Consider the following 16,313-nt stretch of genomic DNA (forward strand, 5'->3'; position numbering starts at 1 on the left):
CGAGCCCTCGTGGCCGACCAGACCGACGACGACACCATCACCACCCGCCCCGCGGCCGGGGAGATCACCCCCGTGGCCGGCTTGGGCCCGGCCGACGACGGGCTCGACCCGACGATCCCGCCGGTCGAGCCCGAGGGCGCCGAGCCCGCGGACGGCGGTGCGGCCCCCGCCGAGCCGACCGCCCTCGCCGAGCCCGAGTCGGAGCCGGAGCCGGAGCCCGCGCCCGCGCCCGAACCGGAGCTGGAGCCCGACGACCTCCCGGTCTCCCCGTTCGGCGCCCAGTTCAGCTCCCCGGAGCCCACCGCGGTCATCGCCCGGCCGCGCCGCCGCGCCACCCGCCCGGCCGCGACGGCCGACCCGGATGCCTACGAACCCCCCGCGCCCACGGCGCCGGCGGTGCCGGCGTTCGTCAGCTTCGTCGCGCCCGCCGAGGCCGAGGCCCCCCCGGCGCCGCGGCGCCGGAGCCGGCGACCGGTGGCGGAGTCACCCGTCGTCGACGAGGCCGACGAGGCGTCGGCCGAGGACCTCGACGAGGAGACCCCGGCGCCGCGCTCCCGGCGTGGTCGCTCCCGCCGCCGGTCCGGCGGCGACGAGCCCGTCGCCACCACCGCCGTCGAGGAGGTGGACGCCGACACCGACGAGGACGACACCACCGACACCACCGACGTGGACGCCGACGCCGAGGACCGCGACGAGGGCGCCGGGGGCAGCCGGCGCCGCCGCCGTGGCCGCCGCGGCCGGGGCCGCGGGCGCAGCGGTGAGGACTCCGCGGACGAGGACGCCGACGACGCCGAGGAGTCCGACGAGGACGAGGACACCGGCACCGAGGAGCCCGACGAGGACGACGCCGAGGCCGGCGAGGACTCGGCCGAGGGCGAGGAGGGCGAGGGCGGCTCGAGCACGAGGCGCCGCCGCCGCCGGCGTCGCCGGGGCGGCAGCGACAGCGCCGACGTCCCCGCCGAGGCCGACGACGACCGCCCGGAGCGGGCCGGCCGCAACGGCCGCACCACGAGCGACGACGACGTCCGCGGGGTCGCCGGGTCCACCCGGCTGGAGGCCAAGCGGCAGCGCCGCCGGGACGGGCGGGACAGCGGCCGGCGGCGCGCGCCGATCCTCACCGAGTCGGAGTTCCTCGCCCGCCGCGAGGCGGTCGACCGGAAGATGGTCATCCGTCAGCGCGGCGAGCGGACGCAGATCGCCGTCCTCGAGGACGACGTGCTGGTCGAGCACTACGTGACCCAGGCGCAGGCGACGTCCTTCGCCGGGAACGTGTACCTCGGCCGGGTGCAGAACGTGCTGCCCAGCATGGAGGCCGCGTTCGTCGACATCGGCAAGGGCCGCAACGCCGTCCTCTACGCCGGTGAGGTCAACTGGGACGCCGCCGGTCTCTCGGGCAAGCAGCGCTCGATCGAGACCGCGATGAAGTCCGGCGACAAGGTCCTGGTGCAGGTGACCAAGGACCCGATCGGCCACAAGGGCGCCCGGCTGACCCAGCAGATCAACCTGCCCGGCCGCTTCCTGGTCTACGTGCCCGGCGGCTCGATGACCGGGATCAGCCGCAAGCTGCCCGACACCGAGCGCCAGCGGCTCAAGGACGTCCTCAAGAAGATCGTCCCCGAGGACGCCGGCGTGATCATCCGGACCGCCGCGGAGGGCGCCTCGGAGGAGGAGCTCACCCGCGACGTCGCGCGGCTGCAGGCGCAGTGGGACGTGATCTCCAAGAAGGCCGAGACGACGTCGAGCGCGCCGACGCTGCTCTACGGCGAGCCCGACCTCGCGATCCGGGTGATCCGCGACGTCTTCAACGAGGACTTCAAGGACCTCGTCGTCCAGGGCGACGACGCCTGGGACACCGTCGAGGCCTACGTCGCGCACGTCTCCCCGGAGCTGACCGGGCGGCTGACCCGCTTCACCGGCGAGGGCGACGTCTTCCACGACCTGCGCATCGACGAGCAGCTGATGAAGGCGCTGGACCGCAAGGTCTGGCTGCCCTCGGGTGGCTCGCTGGTGATCGACCGCACCGAGGCGATGACCGTCGTCGACGTCAACACCGGCAAGTTCGTCGGGTCCGGCGGCAACCTCGAGCAGACGGTCACGCGCAACAACATGGAGGCCGCGGAGGAGATCGTCCGCCAGCTCCGGTTGCGCGACATCGGCGGCATCATCGTCATCGACTTCATCGACATGGTCCTGGAGAGCAACCGCGACCTGGTGCTGCGGCGGCTCACCGAGTGCCTGGGCCGCGACCGCACCAAGCACCAGGTCGCCGAGGTGACCTCGCTGGGGCTGGTGCAGATGACCCGCAAGCGCGTGGGTCAGGGGCTGCTCGAGGTCTTCTCCGAGCCGTGCGAGCACTGCCGCGGCCGCGGGGTGCTCGTGCACACCGACCCGGTCGACGAGCGGCGTCGCGGGGGCGGCAACGGCTCCCCGCCGGCTCCGCCGGCCGTTCCCGCCGGCGGCAACGGCCGGCGCGACCCGAACCGGTCCGAGCAGAACCGGTCGGAGCGGTCCCGGAACGACGCGCCGAAGGACGCCGTCGCCACCGACGTCACCGAGCCGAGCCCGGCCGGCGCCGAGGCGCCCGCAGCGGGCGCCCCGGACGGCGAGGCCGAGCCGACGCGCTCCGGCGGCCGGCGCAGCCGTGGCCGTCGCAACCGCAGCCAGGCGGGCGAGGAGCGGGCCGCCGAGGACGCCGCCGTGCTCGGGCTCACCGACGACGTCCCGGCCCCGCCTGGAGCGACCGAGCCGGCACCCGCCGAGCCAGGGACCGCCGAGCCGGCAACTGCCGAGCCGGCGAGCGTCGAGCCGGAGACCCCCGCGGTCGCGACGACGGAGCAGGAGGCCGCCGAGCCGGGAACCGACGGGTCCGCGACGAGCGCCCCCGGGGACGACGGCACGACGGCCGTCCAGGAGCCGGACCAGCCCGACGCCGTGGTGCCCGACGTGGCCCCCGAGCCCGGGCCGGTGGAGGTCGCTCCGCAGGTGCAGCTCGTTGACCCGCCGACGCCGGCGGCCGTCGTCCCCGCGCCCGAGCCCGAGCGCCGGGAGGTCCCCGTCGACGGCAGTGGCGACGTGGGCCTGCCGGCCGGCCCCGCCGACCCGGGCCCGGCGGGCGACCCGCCGGGCGCCGCCGTCACCCGGCCGCGCCGTCGCCGCGCTGCCAGTCGCCCGGCCGGCCCGCCGGCCTCGTGAGCCCCTGAGGCCCCCTGCTGGGTCCCGCCGCGAGCGTTCGAGCGGTGGGGGCAGGGGGTCCTTCGACCGGGTCGACCCCGTTGCGGCGGCTCGGGTACGCTGGTCGGGTTGCACCGCCCAGGGCGGGGCGCCTCCGGGTGCCGTCCGGGAGGCGGGCAGCCCGTCCAGCACCCGGCGCCCGCCGCCGGGGTGCGCGCAGGACATGAAGCAGCGATCGAGGAGTCAGTGGTGTACGCAGTCGTGAAGGCCGGTGGCCGGCAGCACAAGGTGGCCGTGGGCGACCGGTTCACGGTCAACCGTCTCGTGGGTGCGGCGGGCGACTCCGTCACCCTCCCGGCCCTGCTCCTGGTCGACGGGGACACCGTCACCAGCGACGCGCAGGCCCTGGCCGGCGTGACCGTGACCGGCGAGATCGTCGGCCACGGCAAGGGCCCGAAGATCCGCATCCACAAGTTCAAGAACAAGACCGGCTACCACAAGCGGCAGGGGCACCGTCAGCCCCTGACCGACGTCGTGGTCCGCGACATCACGAAGGGCTGACGACGACATGGCACACAAGAAGGGCGCCTCGTCCTCCCGCAACGGCCGCGACTCGAACGCCCAGCGCCTCGGCGTCAAGCGCTTCGGTGGCCAGGTCGTGAAGGCCGGCGAGATCATCGTCCGCCAGCGCGGCACCCACTTCCACCCGGGCCTGGGCGTCGGCCGCGGCAGCGACGACACGCTGTTCGCGCTCGCCCCCGGCGCGGTGACCTTCGGCACCCGGCGCGGTCGCAGGACCATCTCCATCTCGGCCGTCGAGGCCTGAAGAAGGACCCCGCTGCCCCCCACCCCTCGCGAGCTCGGGGCGGGACCCTGCAGCGGGGCCGACCACCACATGCGTGCTGACGAGCGCACGGGCCGACGGCCCGTGCGCTCGTGGCGCTGGACAACCAGGTAGGGGGCGGCGGACATGGCCGCTTTCGTCGATCGCGTGATCGTGCACGTGGCCGCGGGCAACGGCGGGCACGGTGTCTCGTCGGTGCACCGCGAGAAGTTCAAGCCGCTCGGCGGTCCCGACGGCGGCAACGGCGGCAACGGGGGCGACGTCGTCCTCGAGGTCGACCCGAGCGTGCACACGCTGCTGGACTTCCACCACCGCCCGCACCAGAAGGCCGGCAACGGCCGCCCGGGCGAGGGCAGCAACCGGCACGGCGCCCGCGGTGAGGACCGCGTCCTGCGCGTGCCCGCCGGCACCGTGGTGAGCACCCCCGACGGCCGGGTCATCGCCGACCTCGTCGGTGCCGGCACCCGCGTCGTCCTCGCCTCCGGGGGCCGGGGCGGGCTGGGCAACGCCGCGCTGGCCAACGCCCGGCGCAAGGCGCCCGGCTTCGCGCTGCTCGGCGAGCCCGGCGAGGCGTTCGACGCCGTCATCGAGCTCAAGAGCATCGCCGACGTCGGCCTGGTCGGTTTCCCCTCGGCCGGGAAGTCCTCGCTGATCGCGGCGATGTCCGCGGCCCGGCCCAAGATCGCCGACTACCCGTTCACCACCCTCGTGCCCAACCTCGGCGTGGTCCGCTCCGGCGACACCTCCTACACGATGGCCGACGTGCCGGGGCTGATCCCCGGCGCGTCCGTCGGCAAGGGCCTGGGGCTGGAGTTCCTCCGCCACATCGAGCGCTGCGCCGTCCTGGTGCACGTGGTCGACATGGCGACGATGGAGCCCGGGCGCGACCCGGAGAGCGACGTCGAGGCCCTCGAGTACGAGCTCGCCGAGTACAGCGGCGAGGAGATCGACCTGGTCGGGCGACTGCAGATCGCCGTCCTCAACAAGATCGACGTCCCGGACGCCCGCGAGCTGGTCGACCTGGTCCGCGGCACGCTCGAGGAGCGGGGCCTGCAGGTGTTCCCGATCAGCGCGGCGACGGGGGAGGGGCTCAGGGAACTGGGCTTCGCCCTGGCGGCCGCCGTCGAGGCGCACCGCGCGGCCCTGCCCGAGCCGGAGCCGGCGCGGATCACCCTCACCCCGCGGGCGGTCGACGACAACGGCTTCACCGTCACCCGCGACCCCGAGGACGACGAGGCCTTCGTGGTCCGCGGCGTCAAGCCCGAGCGCTGGGTGCGCCAGACCGACTTCACCAACGACGAGGCCGTGGGCTTCCTCGCCGACCGGCTCAACCGGCTGGGTGTGGAGGAGGAGCTGGCGAAGGCCGGCGCCCGCGAGGGTGACGCGGTGACCATCGGCGACGTCCAGTTCGACTGGGTGCCGACCCTGCCGGCCGGCACCCTCACCGCCGAGGAGTCCGCCGGCCTCGGCGGCCGCGGCACCGACTCCCGCATCGACGCCCCGCACCGGGTGCGCGCCGAGGAGCGGCTGGCCGCCAAGAAGCTCCGCCGGGTGCCCTACGAGCTGTCCGAGACGTGGGACGACGAGGACCTGCCGGACGACGCGACGTGAGCACCCGACCGGAGATCGCCGGCGCCCGCCGGGTCGTGGTCAAGGTCGGCTCGTCCTCGCTGACCACCCTGCCCGGCGGGCTGGACGAGACGCGGCTGTCCGCGCTGGTCGACGTCCTCGGTGCCCAGCGGACGGCCGGCCGCGAGGTCGTGCTGGTGTCCTCCGGCGCGATCGCCGCCGGGCTGGCCCCGCTGGGCATCGACGGCCGTCCGCGTGACCTGGCCACCGCCCAGGCCGCGGCGAGCGTGGGGCAGCTGCGGCTGGTGCAGACCTACGCCGACGCCTTCGCCCGGCACGGGGTGACGGTCGGCCAGGTGCTGCTCACCGCCGACGACCTCACCCGGCGCAGCCACTACCGCAACGCCCACCGGACCGTCGAGCGGCTGCTGGCCCTCGGCGTGCTGCCGATCGTGAACGAGAACGACACCGTCGCCACCGAGGAGATCCGCTTCGGCGACAACGACCGGCTCGCGGCGCTGGTCGCGCACGTCGCCCAGGCCGACGCGCTGCTGCTGCTCTCCGACGTCGACGGCGTGTACGACGGGGACCCCCGCTCGGGCCCGGCCCAGCTGATCGACACCGTCACGAGCCCGGCCGACCTGGCCGCGGTCACCCTCGGCTCGGCCAGCCGCAACGGGGTGGGCACCGGCGGCATGGCGACCAAGGTGGAGGCGGCGATGATCGCCGCGCACGCCGGGGTGCCCGTCGTGGTGACGTCCACGGCCCAGGTCGGCGCCGCGCTCGCGGGGGAGCGGGTGGGCACGCTGTTCGCCGTCGCCGGGCGGCGTCCCGGCGCCCGCCAGTTCTGGCTGCGCTACGCCAGCCGGCCGCGCGGGTCGGTCCTGCTCGACGAGGGCGCGGTCCGCGCGGTGCGGGAGCGGGGCGCCTCGCTGCTGGCCGCCGGGGTCGTCGGGGCGACCGGGGACTTCCTCGCCGACGACCCGGTGGAGCTGGTCGGCCCGGACGGCGCCGTCGTCGCCCGCGGCCTGGTCGCCTACGACGCCCGCGAGCTGCCGGCGCTGTTCGGCCGCAAGACCGGTGAGCTCGACCCGGAGTACCGCCGCGAGGTGGTGCACCGCGACGAGATGGTGCTGGTCGGCCCCCGGCCGGTCAGGGCCGCACCCCCCGGCTGAGAGACTGCCGGCGTGACCATCCGACCGATCCGCGAGCTCGGGGACCCCGTGCTGCGCACCCCCGCCGACGAGGTGCGGGCATTCGACCGGGAGCTCGCCGCGCTGGTGCGCGACCTCGAGGAGACCGTGGACAACCCCGGCCGCGCCGGGGTCGCCGGGCCGCAGATCGGCGTCAGCCTGCGGGTGTTCGCCTACAACGTGGACGGCGTCATCGGGCACATGGTGAACCCCCGGATCGTGGAGTCGTCCGAGGAGACCCAGGACGGCGACGAGGGGTGCCTGTCCATCCCCGGCATCTGGGCGCCGACGGTGCGGGCGATGCACGCCGTGGCCGAGGGCTTCGACGTCTCCGGCGAGCCGCTGCGGCTGGAGGGGACCGGGCTCATGGCGCGGGCGCTGCAGCACGAGGTCGACCACCTCGACGGGAAGGTCTTCATCGACCGGCTGACCGGCGAGGCGCGCAAGACGGCGCTGCGGGCGCTGCGCGACCGGTGAGCCGGCCGAGCCCCGTGAGCCGGCCGAACCCGCCGCGTTGGCCGAGCCCGGTGACGCTGACCGGCGAGCTGGTCACCCTGGAGCCGCTGCGTCCCGAGCACCACGACGAACTGGTGGCCGCGGCCGGCGACGGCCGGCTGTGGGAGCTCTGGTACACGTCGGTGCCCGACCCGGAGGGGATGGCCGCCGACATCTCCGCCCGGCTGGCGCGGCAGGCAGCGGGCGAGATGCTGCCGTTCACCGTGCGGTCCGCCGCCGGGGCGGTCGTGGGCATGACCACCTACCTCAACGTCGAGCCCGAGGCGCCGCGGCTGGAGATCGGGGGCACCTGGACGGCGGCCTCGGCGCAGCGGACCGGCGTGAACACCGAGAGCAAGCTGCTGCTGCTCGGTCACGCCTTCGACGTCCTGGGCTGCATCGCGGTCGAGTTCCGGACGCACTGGCACAACCGGCGGTCCCGGGCCGCGGTCGAGCGGCTGGGTGCCAAGCAGGACGGCGTCCTGCGCAACCACCGGCGGCTGCCCGACGGCTCGCTGCGGGACACTGTCGTCTACTCGATCCTCGACTCGGAGTGGCCCGCCGTCCGGGCCGGCCTGCGGCACCGGCTGGCCCGCGGCCGCTGAGCCTCAGACCGCCACACCCCCGCGCGGCAGGACCAGCCCGCGGACGTCGAACTCCGTCGCGACCGGCGCCCCGGCCGGAGGCGGGCCGCCCACCCCGGCCATCACCGGGGCGACCACCTCGGCCTCGTAGCGTGCGAACGCCGCGCGCGACTCCCAGACCTCGACCACCTGGAAGCCGCCGGCGGTCGGCCGGGCCAGGTGCACGAGCAGGCCCTCGACCGCGCCGCCCGTGCGCCGCAGCAGTTCGGCGTGCACGGCGTCGTAGACCTCCACCGGTGCCGGGACGTCGACGGTCACACCCCACGTCATGTCGCTCTCCTGGTCTCCTCGCGGCGCCGCAGGCTGCGGACGCCGTCCCCGGTGAGCTGGTCGAGGGCGGCCTCGCGACCGGTGACCAGCAGCAGCAGTGCGGTGATCGGACCCTCGACGGGGGCACCGTCCCCCACGGTCCAGTCGGTGTCGGTCGCCGACAGGCGGAGCCCGCGCAACCGGCGTCGGGCACGGAAGGGGAAACCCGTGTCCCAGACCCGCTGGGCCGACGCGGCGGCGGCCGACGGCGGCATCGGCCGCGTCCGGCCCAGCGGCAGGGCGATGTCCTGACCGTGCACCAGGACGTCGGTCAGCGGCTCCATGGGCGTGATGAACGGTGCCGTGCGCCGGGAGCCGACCATCGCCCGCAGCCGTCGCGCGCACTCCGCGGGCGACAGCGGGGCGGCGCGCAGCGCGCTGTCCCGGATCATCCGGTCGAAGCTGCCGCCCGCCCGGGCCGCGGCCACCAGAGCGGCCGCGAGCCCCATGTGCGCCTGGGTGAGGTGGACCGCGACGTCGCCGACCCGCCAGCCGTCGCACAGCGAGGGCGTTCCCCACTCGGTCGGGGAGAGGTCCTCCAGGAGGTCGGCCAGGCTCGACCGCTCTCCGTCGATCGTCCGCCACACGTCGTCGAGGTCCATGACCCCTCCTCAGGAAGTAAGATCGCCTGACCATTTTCGTCAGAGGGTCTGACCATCGTCAAGGGGTGCAGTGACCGCGGAACCGAACGGACGGCAGAACCTGGGGCTGCTGTGCTTCTACCCCCACCGGGCCATGGAGGCCCGCCTGCTCGCGACGCTGGCCGCCGCCGGTTTCGACGACATCACCATGGCGCAGGGCCGGATCGCGGCCCGGATCGGCCCGGCCGGCACCCGGCTCACCGACCTCGCCGAGCAGGCCCTGGTGACCAAGCAGACCGCGGGTCACCTGGTCGACCAACTCGAGCGGTCCGGGTACGTCCGGCGGGTGCCCGACCCGACGGACGGCCGTGCCCGGCTGGTCCGGATGGCCGAGCGCGGGGAGCAGGTGGTGCACCTGGCCCGCCGGGTGGAGGCCGAGGTGGAGGCCGAGTGGACGGCCCACCTGGGCGAGGAGGCCACCGCCCAGCTGCGCGCGGCCCTGGAGCGGCTGCGCGAGATCACCGACCCCTACCGCTGAGGCGTCAGCGCGCCGCCGTGCAGGCCGAGCAGGTGCCGAAGACCTCCAGCTGGTGCTGCACGTCGGCGAAGCCGTGCTCGGCGGCGACGCGGGCCGCCCAGCGCTCCACCGGCGGGTCGGCGACCTCCACCGTGCGGCCGCACGAGCGGCAGACGAGGTGGTGGTGGTGCACCGGCGAGCACCGCCGGTAGGCGGCCTCCCCGTCGCCGCCCCGGAGGACGTCGACCAGGCCGTCGTCCACGAGCGCCTGCAGGGCCCGGTAGACCGTCGCCAGCCCCACCGAGTCACCACGCTGGCGGAGCATCGCGTGCAGGTCCTGGGCGCTGGCGAAGCCGTCGAGCTCGTCGAGCAGGGTCAGGACGGCGCTGCGCTGGCGGGTCTGCCGACGGGGCGCCTCGGCCGGCTCCGGGCGGGTCACGAGCCCACCTCGCCGGCGCTCGTCGGACTCGTGTCCCCAGGTGCTGTGCTCCTGCGTGACCTCGCGAGCTCGGTCACGAGCGGCCCGCCGTCCCGGCCGGGGGCGCGGTGTGCTGGCCGTGCTCGTCGTAGTGCACGCCGGCGCCGGTCCGGTGCGCGGCGTGCAGGTGGCCGTCGTGGTCGTAGTCGACGTGGTCGCCGTGCGGCACCGGTTGGTGGCCGCAGTTCTCGCCGTGCTCGTGCGGATGGGCGGCGTGCACCTCGGCGCGGCGCTGGTGCCGGCGGCGCGCGGTCGCGCCGCTGACCGCCGTCCCCGCGGTCACCAGCAGGAACAGCGCGATGGCCAGCAGCACGATGGTGCCGCCCGACGGGGTGCCGGTGTAGTAGGACGCCGTCGTCCCGCTGACGCTGACCACCAGGCCGATGCCGCAGGCCAGGTACAGGGTCTGCCGGAAGCTGCGGGCCAGCAGTTGGGCGACGGCGCTCGGCACGATCATCAGCGCGCTGATCAGCAGGAGCCCGACGACGCGCATCGAGAGCACGACGGTCGAGGCGACGAGCGCGGCCAGCACGATGTTGAGCGCCAGCACCGGCAGGCCGACGGCGCGGGCGTACTCCTCGTCGTCGCTGACCGCGTAGAGCCGCTGCCCCAGCAGCCAGACGACGGCGAGGACGACGACGGTGATCGCGGCGAACACCGCGACGTCGGCCGTGCTGGTCGTGGTGATCGCGCCGAACAGGTAGGCGTCGAGGTTGGTCGCCTGCCCGCGCGGGGCGAGGCTGAGCAGCACCACGCCGCCGGCGATGCCGCCGTAGAACAGCACGGCGAGCGCGACGTCGCCGCTGGTGCGGCCGCGCGCCCGGACCAGCTCGATCAGCACCGCGCCCAGGATCGCCGCCACCAGCGCCGTCCCCACCGGGGCCGTCGACGTCAGGACGCCGATCGCGACGCCGGTCAGGGCGACGTGGCCCAGGCCGTCGCCGAGCAGCGACAGCCGGCGCTGCACGAGGAAGACGCCCACCGCGGGCGCCACCAGGCCGACCATGAGCGAGGCCAGCAGCGCCCGCTGCATGAAGCCGAACTCGAGGACCTCCACGTCAGCGCCTCCTGTCCGTCGTCACCCGCGGCTGGTCCTGCCGGTAGCGCGGCGGCTCCAGCCGGTCGGGGTCGCCGGGGTGGTGGTGCCCGCCGCCGTCCGGTGCGGCGCCGGCGAGCGGGCCGTCGTAGCTGATCCGCCCGTGGTCGACGGCGATCGCGCGGGTCAGGACGCCGGACAGCGGGCCCGCCTCGTGCGTGACCACGACCAGTGTGGTCCCGGCGGCCGACACCCGGGCCAGGACGGCGGCCAGCGCCTCCTGGCTGGCGGCGTCCACGCCCGCGGTCGGCTCGTCCATGATCAGCAGCTCGGGTTCGGCGGCCAGGGCCCGGGCCACCAGCACACGGCGCTGCTGTCCACCCGACAGCGAGGCGACCGGGTCGCCCAGGCGGTCGCCGAGGCCGACGGCGGCCACCGCGTCGGCGACCGCGCTGCGGTCGGCCGCCCGGAGCCGGCGGAACAGCCCCAGCCGGGCGAGGCGCCCGACGCCGACGACCTCCCGCACCGTCGCGGGCACCGCGCCGCTGACGGTGTGCCGCTGCGGCACGTAACCGATCCGGCCGCGCTCGCGCAGCCGCCCGACGGGCGCGCCGAGCACCTGCACGTCCCCACCCAGCACGGTCGCCAGTCCCAGGACGCCGCGGGCCAGCGTCGTCTTGCCGGAGCCGTTGGAGCCGAGGACGGCGACCGCCTCCCCGTGGTCCACGGTGAGGTCCACGCCCCGGACGATCGCCACGTCGCCGTAGCCGATGCTGGCGTCCCGGAGCTGGAGGGCGGGTGCGGTCATGCGCAGGACTGTCCCTCCTGCAGGGTGACCAGGTTCGCGCGCATGACCTCGAGGTAGTCGGCGCCGGCCGAGTCGTCGGTCAGCCCCTCGAGGGGGTCGAGCACCGCGGTCTCGACCCCGGCCTCGTCGGCGACGGTCTCCGCGACCGCCGGGTCGACGAGGGTCTCGGTGTAGACGGTGGTCACCCCGCGCTCGCGCACCAGCGTGGAGATCTCGGCCAGCTGTGCGGGGTCGGGCTCCTGCGAGGGGCTGAGCCCGCTGATGCCGACCACCTCGAGACCGTAACGGTCGGCCAGGTAGCCGAAGGCGTCGTGCGAGGTGACCAGGGTGTCGACGGCGCAGTCACCGAGGCCTGCCTGCATCTCGGCGTCGAGGGCTTCGAGGTCCGCGCGCAGGGCGGCGGCGTTCTCCTCGTAGGTGGCGCCGCCGTCCGGGTCGAGTACGGCGAGGCGGTCGGCGACGGCGTCCCCGACGGCGGCCAGCCGGATGGGGTCGAGCCAGAAGTGCGGATCGACCGGCTCCTCGTCGCCGTGCTGCTCGCCCTCGGGCTCCTCGCCCTCGGGCTCCTCGCCCTCGCCCTCGTGCTCGTGCCCGTGGTCGTCGGCGGCGGTCAGGGACAGGTCCGCGGCCTGACCGGCGTCCCAGCTGGTGTCGGCGGCCTCCGACCCCGCCGCCTCGTCGAGCGCGGGCTGGAAACCGTCCAGGTAGACGAGCAGGTCCGCCTCGGCGACCGCGGCGACGTCCTGCGGGGTCAGCTCCAGGTCGTGGGCCTCGGCGCCCGGTGGGGTGAGCGAGGAGACGTCGACGCGGTCGCCGCCGACCCTCGCGGCGGCCCACTCCAGGGGGTAGAAGCCGGCGACCACGGTGAGCCCGCCGCCGCCGGAGGCCTCCTCGGAGCCGCCGCAGCCGGCGAGCAGCAGGGTCGCGGCCGAGGTCACCGCGACGATGGTCGAGCGGCGCATTGCGGTGTTCATGAGAATCATTCTCGCATACCGGCGAGGCGAGGAGGCGGGGAGGGCCGCGTGCTCCCCGCGTACCCTCGCGGGCGTGTCCGACGTCTCCGGCCTGCCGCTGATCGGGGCCGCGGCGCTGCGTGCCCGCGCCGCCGCCCGGGTGCTGCGCACCCTGCCCACCGACACCAAGGACGCCGCGCTGCGTGCCATGGCCGACGCGCTGGTCGAGCGCACCGATGAGGTGCTGGCCGCCAACGCCGTCGACGTCGAGGCCGCCGCCGCTGCCGGCACGCCCGCGTCGGTGCTCGACCGGCTGCGGCTGGACGCCCCGCGGCTGGCCGGCGTCGCCGCTGCGCTGCGCGAACTGGTGGCGCTGCCCGACCCGGTGGGGGACGTCGTCCGCGGCTCGACGCTGGCCAACGGACTGCAGCTGCGCCAGGTGCGGGTGCCCCTCGGGGTGGTCGGCATCGTCTACGAGGCCCGGCCCAACGTGACCGTGGACGCCGCGGGGCTCTGCCTCAAGAGCGGCAACGCGGCGCTGCTGCGCGGCTCCGCGTCGGCCTTCCGCACCAACACCGCACTGGTCGCCGTCCTGACCGAGGCGGCCGAGAAGGCGGGGCTGCCCTCCGGGTCGATCGAGCTGCTGCCGGCCGACCGCGCGTCGGTCGGCGAGCTGCTGAACGCCCGCGGGCTGGTCGACGTGGTCATCCCGCGCGGAGGGGCCTCGCTGATCCAGCGGGTGGTCCGTGAGTCGCGCGTGCCGGTGATCGAGACCGGCGAGGGCAACTGCCACGTCTACGTCGACGCCTCGGCCGACCCCGCGATCGCCGAGGCCATCGTGCTCAACTCCAAGACCCACCGGGTGAGCGTCTGCAACTCCGCGGAGACGCTGCTGGTGCACCGCGACGTCCCCTTCCTGCCCCGGCTGCTGTCCGCGCTCGCCGAGGCCGGGGTGACCCTGCACGGGGACCCCGCGGCCCTGGCCGCCTCCGCCGCGGTGGTGCCGGCGACCGACGAGGACTGGGGCACCGAGTACCTGTCGATGGACATGGCGGTGCGGGTCGTCGACGACCTCCCGCAGGCGCTGGACCACATCGAGCGGTGGGGGACCGGGCACAGCGAGGCCATCGTCGCCGACTCCGCCCGGGCCATCGCCGAGTTCACCGCCGGGGTGGACGCCGCCGCGGTGCTGGTCAACGCCTCGACCCGGTTCACCGACGGCGGCGAGTTCGGCTTCGGCGCCGAGATCGGCATCTCCACGCAGAAGCTGCACGCGCGGGGCCCGCTCGGCCTGCCCGAGCTGACCTCCACCACCTACGTCGTGACCGGCAGCGGCCACACCCGCTGACCGCCGCTCCGCCCCGCCACCCCCGAAGGGGAGCCGCATGCCCCGTCCGCCGTCGCAGTCCCCGCAGTTCTCCTCGGTCGCCGACGTCGGCAAGCGGCTGTCCACCGCCGGGTACCTGCCCGACGCGCAGATCGCCACGACCGTCTTCCTCGCCGACCGGCTGGGCAAGCCGCTGCTCGTGGAGGGTCCGGCCGGCACCGGGAAGACCGAGCTGGCCAAGGCACTGGCGGCCGCGACCGGGTCGGAGCTGATCCGGCTGCAGTGCTACGAGGGGCTGGACGAGGCCCGGGCGCTCTACGAGTGGAACTACAAGAAGCAACTGCTGCGGATCCAGGCGGCGCAGGGCACGGGCGGCGCGGACTGGGACACCGTCCACGACGACATCTTCGGGGAGGAGTTCCTGCTCGCCCGGCCGCTGCTCACCGCCATCCGACGCACCGAGCCGACCGTGCTGCTCATCGACGAGACCGACAAGGCCGACGTCGAGGTCGAGGGGCTGTTGCTCGAGGTGCTGTCGGACTTCCAGGTCACCATCCCCGAGCTCGGCACCGTGACCGCCACCCGCCGGCCGATGGTGGTGCTGACCTCCAACGCCACCCGGGAGCTGTCGGAGGCGCTCAAGCGGCGCTGTCTGTACCTGGCGCTGGACTACCCGTCGGCGGAGCGGGAGCGGGAGATCGTGCTCTCCCGGGTGCCCGACCTCGCGCCGGGGCTGGCCGAGCAGCTGGTCCGCACCATCCGGGCGCTGCGGGCGCTGGAGCTGAAGAAGTCGCCGTCGATCTCGGAGACCCTCGACTGGGCGCAGACGCTGCTCGAGCTGGGGCTGGACACCCTCGACGAGTCGGCGGTGCGCTCGACGCTGGGCGTGGTGCTCAAGCACGCCAGTGACCAGCAGCGGGCCGCCGCCGAGCTGCGGCTGAACTGATGACCGCGCCCGCCGGCTCCGCGGCCGCACCGGGTGGCCTGGCCGGGCACCTGGACGGCTTCGTCCGCGCCGTCCGCGACGCCGGCATCCCCGTGGGCATCAGCCAGGCGGTGGACGCCGCCGAGATCCTCACCGTGGTCGAGCTGCTCGACCGCGAGCAGCTGCGCCACGGGCTGGCCGCGGTGCTGCTGCAGCGGGCGGCGCAGCGGCCGGCCTACGACGTGCTGTTCGACCTGTGGTGGCCGCTGGGCGACCGGCCGGTCGCCGTTCCCGAGGACGACGAGGACCGCGCCGACCCGTCGGGCGAGTCCACCCTCGACGCGCCCGACACGGACCCCGGCGACCTCGCCCAGCTGCTGCGCGACCGGCTGGCGCGGTTGCTGCTGGAGGGGGACGAGGAGGCGCTGCGCCGCTTCGCCCGCGAGGTGGTGGACCGGCTGGGGCGGGCGTCCCCCTCGCCGTCGGGGCAGTCCTTCTTCAGCTACCGGGTCATGCGGGCGCTCTCCCCGGACACCCTGATCGCCCAGCTGCTCGCCGGGCTCCTCGGGGACGGCGAGCGCGGTGGGCTGGCCGAGCAGGTGGCGCGGCAGACGGTGCGGGAGCGGCTGGCGGCCTTCCGGGCCGCGGTGGAGGCCGAGGTCCGCCGGCGGACGGCGGCCGAGCGGGGACGGGACCGGGTCGCGAAGAACGCGGTGCGGCCGCTGGCCGACCAGGTGGAGTTCCTCCGCGCCCAGCAGGCCGACCTCGCCGAGCTGCGCCGGACGGTGGGCCCGCTGGCCCGGCGACTGGCCGTGCGGCTGTCGGCCCGCCGGCGGCTGGGCCGGGAGGGGCGGCTGGACTTCCGGCGGACCGTCCGGGCGTCGCTGGGCACCGGCGGCGTACCGGTGGTCACCCACCACCGCCCGCGGAAGGTGCACAAGCCCGAGCTGGTGGTGCTCTGCGACGTGAGCGGCTCGGTCGCCGGGTTCAGCCACTTCACCCTGATGCTCACCCAGGCCCTGCGTGAGCACTTCTCCGGGGTGCGGGCCTTCGCCTTCGTCGACACCACCGACGAGGTGACCCGCTTCTTCCGGCCCGGTGCCGACGTCGCCGACGCCGTCGCCCGGATCGGCCGGGAGGCCGACGTCGTGGGCTTCGACGGGCACAGCGACTACGGCACCGCGTTCGAGGTCTTCGCCGACCGGTGGCCCGCTGCCGTAGGGCCGAAGTCGTCGCTGCTGGTCCTCGGCGACGGGCGGACCAACTACCGCCAGCCGGGCCTGCCGGTCCTGGCCGACCTGGTCCGCCGCGCGCGATCGGCGTACTGGCTCAACCCCGAGCCGCGGCGGCTCTGGGGGAGCGGGGACTCGGCGGCCGACCGGTACGGCGAGGTGATCGGCATGGTGGAGTGCCGCAACGCCGCCCAGCTCGCCGACTTCGTGACCACCCTCTGACTCCTCCCG

General features: G+C 75.4%; 17 protein-coding genes. 11 read left to right on the forward strand and 6 right to left on the reverse strand.

The annotated features are described in order from the left end of the window. The first annotated feature begins 9 nt into the window (after nt 1-9). The 7 genes from GCU56_RS20575 (at nt 10) to GCU56_RS20605 (ending at nt 7,877) form a co-directional block, all read left to right on the forward strand. A complete protein-coding gene (locus tag GCU56_RS20575; RefSeq protein WP_345771976.1) occupies nt 10-3,192 on the forward strand; it encodes an Rne/Rng family ribonuclease in 3,183 nt (1,060 codons plus the stop codon). 228 nt (nt 3,193-3,420) lie between these two features. Further along, nucleotides 3,421-3,732 (forward strand): 50S ribosomal protein L21, encoded by a 312-nt coding sequence (gene rplU / locus GCU56_RS20580; RefSeq protein WP_163483791.1) that lies wholly within the window; start codon nt 3,421-3,423, stop codon nt 3,730-3,732. A 7-nt stretch (nt 3,733-3,739) separates the two neighbouring features. Beyond that, complete coding sequence (rpmA, locus tag GCU56_RS20585) at nt 3,740-3,997, forward strand: 50S ribosomal protein L27 (RefSeq protein WP_163483792.1); 258 nt, start codon at nt 3,740-3,742, stop codon at nt 3,995-3,997. 144 nt (nt 3,998-4,141) lie between these two features. Then, nucleotides 4,142-5,626, forward strand: coding sequence for a GTPase ObgE (gene obgE / locus GCU56_RS20590; RefSeq protein WP_163483793.1), 1,485 nt, complete (start codon nt 4,142-4,144; stop codon nt 5,624-5,626). Then, a complete protein-coding gene (gene proB, locus GCU56_RS20595) occupies nt 5,623-6,759 on the forward strand; it encodes a glutamate 5-kinase (protein ID WP_163483795.1) in 1,137 nt (378 codons plus the stop codon). The genes obgE and proB overlap by 4 nt, the downstream gene beginning before the upstream one ends. A 12-nt stretch (nt 6,760-6,771) precedes the next feature. Then, complete coding sequence (def, locus tag GCU56_RS20600; protein WP_163483796.1) at nt 6,772-7,254, forward strand: peptide deformylase; 483 nt, start codon at nt 6,772-6,774, stop codon at nt 7,252-7,254. 50 nt (nt 7,255-7,304) lie between these two features. After that, nucleotides 7,305-7,877 (forward strand): GNAT family N-acetyltransferase, encoded by a 573-nt coding sequence (locus GCU56_RS20605; protein WP_345771977.1) that lies wholly within the window; start codon nt 7,305-7,307, stop codon nt 7,875-7,877. Between the two features lie 3 nt (nt 7,878-7,880). On the opposite strand, the gene GCU56_RS20610 is transcribed toward GCU56_RS20605, so the two are convergent. Next, complete coding sequence (locus GCU56_RS20610; RefSeq protein ID WP_163483798.1) at nt 7,881-8,186, reverse strand: hypothetical protein; 306 nt, start codon at nt 8,184-8,186, stop codon at nt 7,881-7,883. Continuing rightward, complete coding sequence (locus GCU56_RS20615) at nt 8,183-8,827, reverse strand: maleylpyruvate isomerase family mycothiol-dependent enzyme (protein ID WP_163483799.1); 645 nt, start codon at nt 8,825-8,827, stop codon at nt 8,183-8,185. The genes GCU56_RS20610 and GCU56_RS20615 overlap by 4 nt, the downstream gene beginning before the upstream one ends. A gap of 70 nt (nt 8,828-8,897) precedes the next feature. Here GCU56_RS20615 and GCU56_RS20620 point away from each other — a divergent pair, with 70 nt between their 5' ends. Next, nucleotides 8,898-9,344 carry a MarR family winged helix-turn-helix transcriptional regulator gene (locus tag GCU56_RS20620; protein ID WP_345771978.1) on the forward strand — a complete coding sequence of 149 codons (447 nt, stop codon included), beginning with the start codon at nt 8,898-8,900 and terminating at the stop codon, nt 9,342-9,344. Nucleotides 9,345-9,348: 4 nt separating this feature from the next. Here GCU56_RS20620 and GCU56_RS20625 read toward each other — a convergent pair whose 3' ends face one another. The 4 genes from GCU56_RS20625 to GCU56_RS20640 form a co-directional block, all read right to left on the reverse strand. Next, on the reverse strand, nt 9,349-9,762 hold the full coding sequence (locus GCU56_RS20625) for a transcriptional repressor (RefSeq protein ID WP_163483800.1): 414 nt from the start codon (nt 9,760-9,762) through the stop codon (nt 9,349-9,351). Between the two features lie 73 nt (nt 9,763-9,835). After that, complete coding sequence (locus tag GCU56_RS20630) at nt 9,836-10,858, reverse strand: iron chelate uptake ABC transporter family permease subunit (protein ID WP_163483801.1); 1,023 nt, start codon at nt 10,856-10,858, stop codon at nt 9,836-9,838. Between the two features lies 1 nt (nt 10,859). Continuing rightward, nucleotides 10,860-11,645, reverse strand: coding sequence for a metal ABC transporter ATP-binding protein (locus tag GCU56_RS20635; RefSeq protein WP_163483803.1), 786 nt, complete (start codon nt 11,643-11,645; stop codon nt 10,860-10,862). Then, entirely contained in the window at nt 11,642-12,619 is a 978-nt protein-coding gene (locus GCU56_RS20640; protein ID WP_163483805.1) for a metal ABC transporter substrate-binding protein, read from the reverse strand. Before GCU56_RS20640 ends, GCU56_RS20635 begins: the two co-directional genes overlap by 4 nt. Nucleotides 12,620-12,692: 73 nt before the next feature. On the opposite strand from GCU56_RS20640, the gene GCU56_RS20645 reads away from it, so the two are divergent. Genes GCU56_RS20645 through GCU56_RS20655 form a run of 3 tightly spaced genes read left to right on the forward strand, consistent with a single transcriptional unit; the run spans nt 12,693 to nt 16,304 of the window. Continuing rightward, nucleotides 12,693-13,946, forward strand: coding sequence for a glutamate-5-semialdehyde dehydrogenase (locus GCU56_RS20645; RefSeq protein ID WP_163483807.1), 1,254 nt, complete (start codon nt 12,693-12,695; stop codon nt 13,944-13,946). Nucleotides 13,947-13,983: 37 nt separating this feature from the next. After that, complete coding sequence (locus GCU56_RS20650; protein ID WP_163483809.1) at nt 13,984-14,871, forward strand: AAA family ATPase; 888 nt, start codon at nt 13,984-13,986, stop codon at nt 14,869-14,871. Further along, nucleotides 14,871-16,304 (forward strand): vWA domain-containing protein, encoded by a 1,434-nt coding sequence (locus GCU56_RS20655; protein ID WP_163483811.1) that lies wholly within the window; start codon nt 14,871-14,873, stop codon nt 16,302-16,304. The genes GCU56_RS20650 and GCU56_RS20655 overlap by 1 nt, the downstream gene beginning before the upstream one ends. The last annotated feature ends 9 nt before the right edge of the window (nt 16,305-16,313 follow it).

This window comes from Geodermatophilus sabuli (assembly GCF_010686765.1).
GTDB lineage: Bacteria > Actinomycetota > Actinomycetes > Mycobacteriales > Geodermatophilaceae > Geodermatophilus > Geodermatophilus sabuli_A.